Raw genomic sequence first — 12306 nt, 5'->3', positions numbered from 1 at the left:
CAAAGGAACCTTTGCACGGATGTCATACGCTGAAGCGCCTTGATCACGAACGACTCGCCACGCCAGGGTGGCATGGCACCTATGCAGTGGTTCCCGAAGGGGACGGCGCTTGAATCCGGCTGAACCACGACGGGCTTGGCGCTCTCATCGTGCGAGTGCTAATTTACCGTCGGCCACTCCGGTCGACCGCAACAACCAGAGGTTCCAAGTCCGCGTATGACCGACGCCTGGAGCGAACTTCCCGAGCGGGCCCAGACCCTGCTACGGGTACTGATCGATCGGTACACCGACGAGGGCGCGCCTGTGGGGTCGCGCGCCCTCGCGCGCATGTCCGACCTCAACCTGAGCCCTGCGACGGTGCGTAACGTGATGGCGGATCTCGAGGATCTCGGGTTGGTGCGTGCGCCGCATACCTCGTCCGGGCGGGTGCCCACCGAACTGGCCTATCGCCTGTTCGTCGACTCCCTTCTGATCTCGCCGGGCAGGGCGCCGGTGGATGCCCGTCGTCTGGAGCGGATTCTGCGCGAGGCGGCCGAGGATGACCCCCAGCACCTCGCGGATACGGCCTCCAACCTGCTCTCCAGTCTGACGCAGTTCGCCGGTGTGGTCACTATCCCGTCGCGGGCCCGCGCGCTGTTCCGCCAGATCGATTTCGTCTCGCTGTCGCCCGGTCGGGTGCTGATGGTGCTGGTCACCAACGACGGCGGGGTGCAGAACCGGATCATTCATCCGGACAAGCCATACAGTCAGGACGAGCTGACCCGGTTCGCCAATTTCCTCAACGAGCGGCTCAACGGGCAGTCCATCCAGGCGCTGCGCGAGACGCTGGTGGCTGAGCTCAAGAGTACGCGCGAGCAGATCGAGGGCAATCTCTCCGAGGCGATCACCCTGGCCGAGTCGGCCGTCGAGGCGGTCGAGGACGAGGCCGGGGTCGCCGTGGCCGGACAGGTCAACCTGATGGGCATCGACGAGCTGGGCGACGTCGATCGTATGCGACGACTGTTCAACGCCTTCGCCGAGAAACGCGAGCTGGTCTCGCTGCTCGATCGGTGCGAGCGCGCCCAGGGCGTGAAGATCTTCATCGGCCGCGAGTCCGGCTCGCCGACCTTCGATGAATGCGGGGTGGTGGGGGCCTCCTACGGCATCGATGACGAGGTCGTCGGCGTGCTGGGCGTGATCGGCCCCAAGCGCATGCCCTACGACCGCGTGATCTCGATCGTCGACGTCACCTCGCGGCTGCTCTCGAGTGCGTTGTCTCGGCAGTAACGCGGTTCGGTCGATCCCCCGTTCCCGCGCTCGTCCCCCTTTCCCCTTGAAAAGAACGTGGATGCCCCAAGAGTCGGGGCATCGACGCGAGCCGTCGCCGGGGCATTGTCTGCCCTGGCCGGGCGGCGGCGTGATCAATCATTTCCATCCGCTTTGCAGGAGAGCTTCGATGACGGACAAGCCGGTCGATCAAGACGACATGAGCCAGGGCATGAACGAGCAGGACCCGGAACAGGCCGCCGAGGGTCAGGTCGAGCGACCCGCCCAGGGCGGGGAGGCCAGCGAGGTCGAGGAACTGCGGGCGAAGCTCGCCGAGAAGGAGGAGGAGCTCCTGCGCCTGGCCGCCGAGATGCAGAACCTGCGCCATCGTGCCGAGCGTGACATCGAGTCGGCGCGCAAGTTCGCCCTGGAGCGTTTCGTCGAGGGGCTGTTGCCGGTCGTCGATTCGCTCGAGCTGGGCATCGAGGCGGCCGAGAAGGAGAACGCCACGCTGGAGAAGATCAGGGAGGGTGACGAGATGACCCTCAAGATGCTGATCCAGACGCTGGAGAAGTTCGGTGTCAAGGCGGTTCACCCGATCGGCGAGCGTTTCAATCCGGAGCACCACCAGGCCATCAGCCTGCAGCCGCACCAGGGCGAACCCGACCACGTGGTCGACGTGATGCAGAAGGGTTACCTCTTGAAGGACCGCGTCGTCCGCCCGGCGATGGTGGTCGTCTCGAAGCCCAAGTAAGGGCCGCTTTCACGGGCGAATGTCGTGGACTGGTCCCGGGACTGCACCGGGAAGACTTGAAAAATCACGGCCCGCCCGCACGTCCAAGCACAAGAGCGGCGCCGCTGCCCGAGAACGCAGCGGCTCGCGCCAACCGAATTTCGCATTCAACACAGAACTCTGGAGACACGATCTTATGGGCAAGGTAATCGGTATCGACCTGGGGACCACCAACTCCTGCGTCGCCATCATGGACGGCAAGTCCGGCAAGGTGATCGAGAACGCCGAGGGTGCGCGCACCACCCCGTCGGTGGTCGCCTACACCAACGACGGCGAGATCCTGGTGGGCCAGCCGGCCAAGCGGCAGGCGGTCACCAACCCGGAAAACACCCTGTACGCGGTCAAGCGGCTGATCGGCCGGCGCTTCGAGGAAGACGCCGTGCAGAAGGACATCAAGCTGATGCCCTACAAGATCGTCAAGGCCGACAACGGCGATGCCTGGGTCGAGGCCAACGGCAAGAAGATGGCCCCGCCGGAAGTGTCCGCGCGCGTGCTGATGAAGATCAAGAAGGACGTCGAGGCGTACCTGGGCGAGGAAGTCACCGAGGCGGTCATTACCGTGCCGGCCTACTTCAACGATTCCCAGCGTCAGGCCACCAAGGATGCCGGGAAGATCGCCGGCCTCGAGGTCAAGCGGATCATCAACGAGCCGACCGCCGCGGCGCTGGCCTACGGCATGGACAAGAAAGAGGGCGGTGACCGCAAGATCGCGGTCTACGATCTCGGTGGCGGCACCTTCGACGTCTCCATCATCGAGGTGGCCGACATCGACGGCGAGAAGCAGTTCGAGGTCATGTCCACGAACGGTGACACCTTCCTGGGTGGCGAGGACTTCGACAACCGCCTGATCGACCACCTCGTCGCCGAGTTCAAGAACGAGCAGGGCGTCGATCTCTCCAACGACGCGCTCGCCATGCAGCGTCTGAAGGAGGCCGCCGAGAAGGCAAAGATCGAGCTGTCCTCGACCGAGCAGACCGACGTGAACCTGCCGTACATCACGGCGGATCAGAGCGGTCCGAAGCACATGAACATCAAGATCACGCGGGCCAAGCTCGAGTCCCTGGTCGACGAGCTGATCAAGCGCACCATCGAGCCCTGCAAGATGGCGCTCAAGGATGCCGGCGTGTCGGCCTCCGACATCGACGACGTGATCCTGGTCGGCGGTCAGACCCGCATGCCGAAGGTGCGCGACACGGTCGCCGAGTTCTTCGGCAAGGACCCGCGCAAGGACGTCAATCCGGACGAGGCCGTGGCCATCGGCGCGGCGATCCAGGGTGGCGTGCTCTCCGGCGGGGTCTCCGACGTGCTGCTGCTCGACGTCACCCCGCTCTCGCTCGGCATCGAGACCATGGGTGGCGTGATGACCAAGCTGATCGAGAAGAACACCACCATCCCGACCAAGGCGAGCCAGACCTTCTCGACCGCCGAGGACAACCAGACCGCGGTGACCGTGCACGTGCTGCAGGGCGAGCGCGAGATGGCCAGCGGCAACAAGTCGCTGGGTCGCTTCGATCTCACCGAGATCCCGCCGGCGCCGCGCGGCGTGCCGCAGATCGAGGTCACCTTCGACATCGACGCCAACGGCATCCTGCACGTCTCGGCCAAGGACAAGGGCACCGGCCGGGAGCAGAAGATCGAGATCAAGGCCAGTTCAGGCCTGTCCGAGGAGGAAGTCGAGCGCATGGTGCAGGACGCCGAGGCCCACGCCGAGGAAGACAAGAAGCAGAAGGAACTTGTCGAAGCGCGTAATCAGGGCGACGGCATGATCCACACCATCGAGAAGACGCTCTCGGAGGCGGGCGACGCCCTGACCGACGAGGACAAGAAGCCGGTCGAGGATGCGATCGCCGAGCTGCGCGAAGCCATGAAGGGCGACGACAAGGCGGCCATCGATGCCAAGGTGCAGGCCCTGTCCGAGGCCTCCGCCACGGTCATGCAGAAGGCCCAGGCGTCGGGTCAGGCCGGCGGCGAACAGGCCGCCGGTGGCGAACAGGCCAGGCAGGACGACGACGTCGTCGACGCCGAGTTCGAGGAAGTGAAGGACGACGACAAGAAGTAAGTCGTTTTCTCGAACCACAAAGTCATCCGCCCCATCGGGCGGGTGATTTTTTGTGTCACGCCCCGGCGTGGCACCCGTATTCCAAGGACGGGCCGGCCGGCAACGGGGCCCGTTCAACATTATTCCGGCCCGGGGGCGTGCGCCCGCGAGGCCCGATCCGAACCAGCCGCAGAGATCGACCATGGCAAAACGTGACTACTACGAGGTGCTGGGGGTCAGCAAGAATGCCTCGGCCGACGAACTGAAGAAGGCCTATCGCCGTCTCGCGATGAAGCACCACCCGGACCGCAACCCGGGCGACGAGCAGGCCGAGACCCTGTTCAAGGAGGCCAAGGAGGCCTACGAGGTGCTCTCCGACCCGCAGAAGCGTTCGGCCTACGACCAGTTCGGCCATGCCGGGGTCGACGGTCAGGGTGCCGGGGGCTTCGGTGGTGGCGGCTTCGGCGGCGGGGCCGGGTTCGCCGACATCTTCGGCGATGTCTTCGGCGATATCTTCGGTGGCGGACGCGCCCGGGGCGGCGCCTCGCGCGGGGCCGACCTGCAGTACAACCTCAAGCTCTCGCTCGAGGAGGCCGTGCGCGGAACCACGGTCGAGATCCGCATCCCGACCACCGAGCCCTGCGCGACCTGCGACGGCAGCGGGGCCAAGCCGGGCACCGGCAAGACCACCTGCTCGACCTGCGGCGGCCAGGGCGTGGTGCGCATCCAGCAGGGCTTCTTCTCGATCCAGCAACCCTGCCCGGACTGTGGCGGCGAGGGGCGGAAGATCGAGGACCCCTGCACGGATTGCGGCGGCACCGGTCGCGTCGAGACGCAGAAGACCCTGTCGGTCAAGATTCCGGCCGGGGTCGATACCGGCGACCGTATCCGTCATTCGGGCGAGGGCGCGCCGGGCGAGAAGGGCGGCCCGCCGGGCGATCTCTACATCCTGATCGACATCAAGCCGCATCCGCTGTTCCGGCGCGACGATGCCGACCTGCTGTGCGACATGCCGATCAGCTTCACCACCGCCGCGCTCGGTGGCGAGATCGAGGTGCCGACGCTCGACGGCAAGGTGAGCCTCAAGATTCCGGCCGAGACGCAGACCGGCAAGGTGTTCCGCCTGCGCGGCAAGGGCGTGCGCCCGGTGCGCGGCGGTACCCAGGGCGATCTCCTGGTGACCGTGCACGTCGAGACGCCGGTCAAGCTCAACGACGAGCAGCGCGAGCTGCTCGAGGCCTTCGAGCGCTCGCTGGGCAGTGGCGAGGGGGATGGCGTGGCCAAGAAACACCGCCCGCGGCAGCATTCGTTCCTCGATTCGGTCAAGCGTTTCTTCGACGACCTGCGCGGCGACTGAGTGCCGCCACGGGTGGCATCTGCCCGACCCCTTTCCGGCGCGGTGGGCCGGGATCGGCCGGGTGTCGTCGACCGACGGACGGCCCCGGTTCCGCATTGACTTTGCCGGGAGTTGTCTTTATATTCCGGTTCCCGCGAACATTGGCTTTAAGAGTGATGCCGGGCCCCATATGGGGCTTTTTTATTTTCCCGGCTCCCGGTCTGGCGAAGGGGCTGGGCGCATAACCAGCAGAGGGTGCAGGCAGACGTGCAGAGAATCCCGGCGGCGATCGAGGACATGCTCAAACCGGTGGTCGAGGACCTCGGTTTCGAGTGGGTCGGCGGCGAGTTTCGCGGCGGCCCGGCCGGGCTGCTGCGCGTGTACATCGACCACCCCGACGGCATGACGCTGGATCATTGCGCCGATGTGAGCCATGCCCTGGCCGGCGTGCTTGACGTCGAAGACCCGTTTCCGGGTGCCTACCGGCTCGAGGTTTCCTCGCCGGGCGTCGAGCGGCCGATGTTTCGTACCGAGGATTTCGCCCGGTTCGTCGGGCACCGCGTGCGTCTCCGTCTGTACAAGCCGGTGGCGAAGCAGAAGAAGTTCGAGGGCGTCATTCAGGGCGTCGATGGCGAGGACATCACCGTCCTCGTCGACGAGATGGGCGAACTGGTCTTCCGTTTCGAGGAGGTCGAGAAGGCCCACCTGGTCTACGAGTTTGCCGACAACAGCAAGCGTGGCCGTAACAAGCGCAAGAAGCGGCGCACGGCGCGGAAATAGAGCGATCTGGCTAGCAACATGAACAAAGAAATCCTTTTTGTCGTCGATTCGGTTTCCAACGAGAAAGGCGTCGAGCGTGACGTGATCTTCGAGGCGATCGAGGCCGCGCTTGCCCAGGCGGCGCGCAAGCGCCACGGCGGTGATATCGAGACGCGCGTCGAGATCGATCGCGAGGACGGTAGCTACCGCACGTTCCGTCGCTGGCTGGTGGTCGAGGGCGAGACCTCCGAGCACCCCGAGCGCGAGATGATTCTCGAGGCTGCCCAGATGGACGACCCCGACGTTCAGGTCGGCGACTACATCGAGGAAGAGATCGAGTCGGCCGAGTTCGGCCGGATCGCCGCGCAGGCGGCCAAGCAGGTGATCGTGCAGAAGGTGCGCGAGGCCGAGCGACGCCAGGTGGTGGACGCCTACATCGATCGCAAGGGCACCCTGATCATGGGGCTCGTCAAGCGCATCGATCGTGGCAACGTCATCCTGGATCTGGGCGGCAACGCCGAGGCGATGATCCCGCGCGACGAGATGATCGGCCGCGAGGCCGTCCGTCCGGGCGATCGCCTGCGCGGCTACGTCACCGACGTGCGCCACGAGCCGCGCGGCCCGCAGATCTTCGTCTCGCGCACCGCGCCGGAATTTCTGATCGAGCTGTTCAAGCTCGAGGTGCCCGAGATCTCCCAGGGGTTGATCGAGATCGTCAACGCCGCCCGCGACCCGGGTCTGCGCGCCAAGATCGCGGTGCTCTCCAACGACCCGCGCATCGACCCGGTCGGCACCTGTGTCGGCATGCGCGGCTCGCGCGTCCAGTCGGTGACCAACGAGCTCTCGGGTGAGCGGATTGATATCATCGTCTGGGACGAGAACCCGGCCCAGTTCGTCATCAACGCGATGTCGCCGGCCGAGGTGGTCTCGATCGTGGTCGACGAGGACGCCGGAAGCATGGACGTGGCGGTCAGCGAAGAGAATCTCTCCAAGGCGATCGGTCGCGGCGGCCAGAACGTGCGTCTGGCCAGCCAGCTCACCCGCTGGCAGATCAATGTCATGAGCGAAGAGCAGGCGATCGAGAAGGGCGAGACCGAGACCCGCCGTATCGTCGAACAGTTCATGGAGGCGCTCGACGTCGACCAGGAAGTGGGCGAGGTGCTGGTCGAGGCCGGTTTCACTACCATCGAGGAAATCGCCTACGTGCCCACCGAGGAACTGCTCGAGGTCGAGGGCTTCGACGAGGGCATCGTGGAAGAGCTGCGCAACCGTGCTCGCGACGCGCTGCTGACCATGGCCATCTCGGGTGGTGGCGAGGCCGAGGAAGAGACCGAGTCGTCCGGCGAGGCGCTCGCCCTCGAGGAACTCGACGGGATGACGGCCGAACTGGCCGCCAACCTGCGCGAGAACAACATCAAGGATTCGGAAGACGTTGCCGAACTTTCCATTGATGAGTTGACGGAATACGAAGGCGTGGACGAGGAGCTTGCCGGGCGGCTGATCATGGCCGCACGCGCACCCTGGTTCGCCTGAATCGGTCGGCGAGCGTCCGACCAGCCGCTGCCGGCGAGTGCTGGGGCGAATTTTCTAAGTTTGAATAGTTTTCAGGACCACAGGAGTCGTTAATGTCCGAGGTCACGGTTAAAGAATTGGCAAAAGTGGTAGGCGCCACCCCGGAACGGCTGCTCGAGCAACTGGCCGAAGCGGGCGTTCCGGCGTCTTCCGTGGATGCCAGTGTCAGTGACGACGACAAGATGAAGCTGCTGGCCCATCTGCGCAAGTCGCGCTCGTCGGGCGAGGGAGAGGCGAAGAAGCCGTCTTCCCGCATCACGCTCAAGCGTCGTTCGCAGCAGGAAATCAAGGTCGGCGGCGGGGCCCGCGGCGGCAAGACCGTGGCGGTGGAGTACCGCCGTCGCAAGACCTACGTCCCGCGTGACGAGGTCGAGCAGACCGAGGAGACACCGCAGGCGGAGCAGCCGACCGAGCATGCCCCGGTCGAGCAGCAGCAGCCGGTCGCCGAGTCCACGCCGGCCGTCGAGGAAACGCCGAGCGTCGCCGAGGCGGAGCCGACCGAGGCCAAGACCACCCCGGCCGAAGCCGAGCCGGCGCCGGCCGCCGAGCCCGAACCCCAGACAGTCGAGGCGCCGGCCACCGAAGAGGCTGCCACTTCCGCCGAGGAAGGCGAGGCTGCGTCGAACGGAGCGGAATCCGGCGAGGAGAAGGACGAGGGCGAGGGCAGGAAGAAGTCCCGCCTGCGCATCGTCGCCATGCCGGAAGAGGCACCGGGTATCCCGGTTTCTGCCGACGAGGGCAAGCCCAAGCGCGGCAAGCATGGTGGCAAGGGTCGTCATGCCCGCGAGAACGCCCGCGAGGAACTGCACCTGGGCGCCGGCGCCGGCCGTCGCCGCAAGAAGGGCAAGAAGGGCGCGGCCGCCAAGACCGCGGTCGCCACCCGTCACAGCTTCGAGAAGCCGACCGCTCCGGTGGTCCGCGACGTCAATGTGCCCGAATCCATCTCCGTCGAGGAGCTGGCCCAGCGCATGGCCGTCAAGGGCGTCGACGTCGTCAAGACCCTGTTCAACATGGGCGTGATGGCCACCATCAACCAGGTGCTCGACCAGGACACGGCGATCCTCGTGGTCGAGGAGATGGGCCACAAGCCGCACGCCGAGTCCGAGTCCGCGATCGAGGACGAGGCGCTTCAGCAGGTCGAACAGGGCGAGGCCAAGCCGCGTCCGCCGGTGGTGACCGTCATGGGCCACGTCGACCACGGCAAGACCTCGCTGCTCGACTACATCCGTCGCGCCAAGGTCACCGCGGGCGAGGCCGGTGGTATCACCCAGCACGTCGGTGCCTACCACGTGGACACGCCGCGCGGCACGGTCACCTTCCTGGATACTCCGGGCCACGAGGCCTTCACCGCCATGCGTGCCCGTGGGGCGAGCGCGACCGACGTGGTCGTGCTGGTCGTCGCGGCCGATGACGGCGTCATGCCGCAGACGAAGGAGGCGATTCATCACGCCCGTGCCGGCAACGTGCCGATGGTGGTTGCCGTCAACAAGATCGACAAGGACGGCGCCGACCCCGAGCGCGTCCGCGCCGAGCTCTCCCAGGAGGAGGTGATCTCGGAGGAATGGGGCGGCGATACCCAGTTCGTGCACGTCTCCGCCCACACCGGCGAAGGCATCGACCAGCTGCTCGAGGCGATCCTGCTGCAGGCCGAGCTCCAGGAGCTCAAGGCCCCGGTGGAAGGTCACGCGATCGGCACGGTGGTCGAATCCTCGCTGGAGAAGGGCCGCGGCCCGGTCGCGACCGTTCTCGTCCAGAGCGGCACGCTCAAGAAGGGCGATACCGTCGTCGTGGGCAAGGAGTACGGCCGGGTGCGCGCCCTGCTCGACGAGAACGGCAAGCCGGTCAAGTCGGCCGGCCCGTCCATTCCGGTGGTGGTGCTGGGTCTGTCCGGCACCCCGGAGGCCGGTGACGAGCTGGTGGTGATCGAGGACGAGAAGAAGGCGCGCGAGATCGCCGAGTTCCGCGAGGCCAAGCAGCGTGACTCGCGTCTGGCCGCCCAGCAGGCCGCCAAGCTCGAGAACCTGTTCGAGCAGATGAAGGAAGGCGAGGTAGAGTCGCTCAACGTGCTGGTCAAGGCCGACGTTCAGGGTTCCGCCGAGGCCATCCGCGACAGCCTGCAGAAGCTGTCCACCGACGACGTCAAGGTCAATGTCCTGATGAGCGGTGTCGGCGGCATCAACGAGTCGGACATCAATCTCGCGGCCACCTCGAGCGCGATCGTGATCGGCTTCAACGTCCGTGCCGACGCGGCCGCCCGCAAGACAGCCGGCGAGCAGGACGTCGAGATCCGCTACTACTCGGTCATCTACGAGATGCTCGACGACGTCAAGGCAGCCATGACCGGTCTGCTGGGGACCGAGACCCAGGAGAAGTTCGTCGGTCTCGCCGAGGTGCGCGACGTGTTCCGCTCGCCGAAGCTCGGCGCGATCGCCGGCTGCATGGTCACCGAGGGCGTGGTCAAGCGGAACAACCCGATCCGCGTCCTGCGCGACAACGTCGTGATCTACGAGGGCGAGCTCGAGTCGCTGCGCCGCTTCAAGGACGATGTCCAGGAAGTGCGCTCCGGCATGGAGTGCGGCATCGGCGTGAAGAACTACAACGACGTCAAGGTCGGCGACCAGATCGAGGTCTTCGAGCGCGTCGAGGTCCAGCGGACCCTGTAAGGCGAACGCAATGGCACAGGGTTTCCAGCGCCACCAGCGGGTGGCCGGCCAGATCAAGCGCGAGATCGCCGAGCTGATTCGGGATTCCGGCGTGGACAGCGGGCCCAACGCGCCGCTGACCATGCTGACGGTCACGGATTGCGAGGTCACCCGCGACCTGGCGCACGCGCGCATCTTCTACAGCGTCCTCAACGCCAGCGAGCAGCCGGTCGCCGAGCAGTGGCTCAACGAGGCGGCGGGCTACCTGCGCGGCGAGCTGGGCCACCGGATGCGCCTGCGCATCGTCCCGCAGCTGACCTTCATCTTCGACAACTCCATCGAGCAGGGCATGCAGATGGATGCCCTGATCCGCGCCGTGCGCGAGCAGGACGGCGAGGCGGACGAGGACGTCGAGTCCGACGACTCGTCCGACAAGCGCTGAGCCGACAGCCCTCCTGATGGCACGCAAGCGTCGCGGTCGCGAGATCAACGGCATCGTCCTGTTCGACAAGCCCCTCGGCCTCAGTTCGAACCAGGCGCTGCAACGCGTGCGGCGTCTGTTCGATGCCGCCAAGGCCGGCCATACGGGCAGTCTCGATCCGGCCGCCAGTGGCCTGTTGCCGGTCTGCTTCGGCCAGGCCACGCGCATTTCCGGATTGCTGCTGGATGCCGACAAGACCTACCGGGTCACCGGGCGGCTGGGCACGCGGACCGACAGCGGTGATCTCGACGGCGAGGTGATCGAGACCCGCGAGGTGCCGAGACTGGACGCCGCCGCAATGGAGTCGGTGCTGTCGCGTTTTCGCGGTCGCGTCGAGCAGGTGCCGCCGATGTACTCGGCCCTCAAGCACGAGGGCAAGCGCCTCTACGAACTGGCGCGCGAGGGCAGGACGGTCGAGCGCAAGGCGCGCACGATCGATTTTCACGAGATCACGCTCGAGTCGCTCACCGCGACCGAGTTCACGCTGCGGGTGCACTCGAGCAAGGGTGCCTACATCCGCACGCTGGTCGAGGATATCGGCGAGGCCATCGGCTGTGGCGCCGTGGTCGCCGAGCTGCGTCGCATCGGGCTGGGCCCGTGGTCGATGGACGAGCAACCGACCTATCGGCTGGAGGACCTGGAGGCGATCGCCGCCGAGGGCGGGCTCGAGTCCCTGGATCGTGTTATCCTCCCGATCGATTCGGCGCTGGGCGCCTATCCGGCCGTCGTGCTGGATGCGGCCAGCGTCACACCAATTCGCCACGGTCATCCGGTGTTTGTGCCCAACGCGCCACAAACCGGGTGGTTTCGACTCTATGCACCCGACGACCTCTTCCTGGGTATGGGGGAAGTGCTGGATGACGGGCGAACCGCGCCGCGACGATTGTTCGCGGCGTTGTGAGGGGTGCGATGCACCCGAACGCATTGCGGGACGGTAACCGGTCGTTACTGACCCGCGATGGACTTTCAAAGCTTCACCCAGGCAGATAGGAGAGTTCCCATGTCCCTGAACGAAAAGACCACCGCCGACATCGTTGCCGAGTTCGGCAAAGACGCCAACGACACCGGTTCCCCGGAAGTCCAGGTCGCGCTGCTGACCCAGCGGATCACGCATCTGACCGAGCACTTCGCGACCCACAAGCAGGATCACCACTCCCGCCGTGGCCTGCTCAAGCTGGTCAACCAGCGTCGCAAGTTGCTCGACTACCTCAAGTCCAAGAGCCTCACCCGCTACCAGGACCTGATCAAGAAGCTGGGCCTGCGCAAGTAAGCGCTTCCCGGTTACACTTGAAACCCGTCGCATTGCGGCGGGTTTTTTGTTTTCGGGGCGCTGGTTGGTCCCGTTCCATCAAGAACACATTCGATACGTCAGGAGCCAAGCGTGGCAGTCAGCAAGCAATCCTTCGAGTACGGTCAACACACCGTCACCCTGGAGACCGG

The 12306-nt window shown here is 65.9% G+C and carries 10 protein-coding genes; all 10 read left to right on the top strand.

From position 1 onward, the window contains the following. Nucleotides 1-216: 216 nt before the first annotated feature. The 10 genes from hrcA (at nt 217) to rpsO (ending at nt 12136) form a co-directional block, all read left to right on the top strand. Nucleotides 217-1266 carry a heat-inducible transcriptional repressor HrcA gene (gene hrcA, locus ACLFRM_RS07260; RefSeq protein WP_410755071.1) on the top strand — a complete coding sequence of 350 codons (1050 nt, stop codon included), beginning with the start codon at nt 217-219 and terminating at the stop codon, nt 1264-1266. A gap of 169 nt (nt 1267-1435) precedes the next feature. Next, nucleotides 1436-1999: a nucleotide exchange factor GrpE gene (gene grpE / locus ACLFRM_RS07255; protein WP_410755070.1), complete on the top strand. Its 564-nt coding sequence runs from the start codon at nt 1436-1438 to the stop codon at nt 1997-1999. 175 nt (nt 2000-2174) lie between these two features. Continuing rightward, nucleotides 2175-4097 carry a molecular chaperone DnaK gene (gene dnaK, locus ACLFRM_RS07250; protein WP_410755069.1) on the top strand — a complete coding sequence of 641 codons (1923 nt, stop codon included), beginning with the start codon at nt 2175-2177 and terminating at the stop codon, nt 4095-4097. A gap of 181 nt (nt 4098-4278) precedes the next feature. Beyond that, on the top strand, nt 4279-5433 hold the full coding sequence (gene dnaJ, locus ACLFRM_RS07245) for a molecular chaperone DnaJ (protein ID WP_410755068.1): 1155 nt from the start codon (nt 4279-4281) through the stop codon (nt 5431-5433). Nucleotides 5434-5679: 246 nt separating this feature from the next. Then, nucleotides 5680-6192 carry a ribosome maturation factor RimP gene (gene rimP / locus ACLFRM_RS07240; protein WP_410755067.1) on the top strand — a complete coding sequence of 171 codons (513 nt, stop codon included), beginning with the start codon at nt 5680-5682 and terminating at the stop codon, nt 6190-6192. An 18-nt stretch (nt 6193-6210) separates the two neighbouring features. Continuing rightward, entirely contained in the window at nt 6211-7704 is a 1494-nt protein-coding gene (gene nusA, locus ACLFRM_RS07235) for a transcription termination factor NusA (protein ID WP_410755066.1), read from the top strand. Nucleotides 7705-7796: 92 nt separating this feature from the next. After that, nucleotides 7797-10406 (top strand): translation initiation factor IF-2, encoded by a 2610-nt coding sequence (gene infB / locus ACLFRM_RS07230; protein ID WP_410755065.1) that lies wholly within the window; start codon nt 7797-7799, stop codon nt 10404-10406. A 10-nt stretch (nt 10407-10416) separates the two neighbouring features. Further along, nucleotides 10417-10827: a 30S ribosome-binding factor RbfA gene (gene rbfA, locus ACLFRM_RS07225; protein WP_410755064.1), complete on the top strand. Its 411-nt coding sequence runs from the start codon at nt 10417-10419 to the stop codon at nt 10825-10827. 16 nt (nt 10828-10843) lie between these two features. After that, nucleotides 10844-11767, top strand: a complete 924-nt coding sequence (truB, locus tag ACLFRM_RS07220) for a tRNA pseudouridine(55) synthase TruB (RefSeq protein ID WP_410755063.1) — start codon at nt 10844-10846, stop codon at nt 11765-11767. A gap of 99 nt (nt 11768-11866) precedes the next feature. Beyond that, a complete protein-coding gene (gene rpsO / locus ACLFRM_RS07215; protein ID WP_410755062.1) occupies nt 11867-12136 on the top strand; it encodes a 30S ribosomal protein S15 in 270 nt (89 codons plus the stop codon). The last annotated feature ends 170 nt before the right edge of the window (nt 12137-12306 follow it).

Source organism: Guyparkeria sp. (genome assembly GCF_046540515.1).
GTDB lineage: Bacteria > Pseudomonadota > Gammaproteobacteria > Halothiobacillales > Halothiobacillaceae > Guyparkeria.
This window is presented reverse-complemented; position numbering and strand designations above follow the sequence as displayed.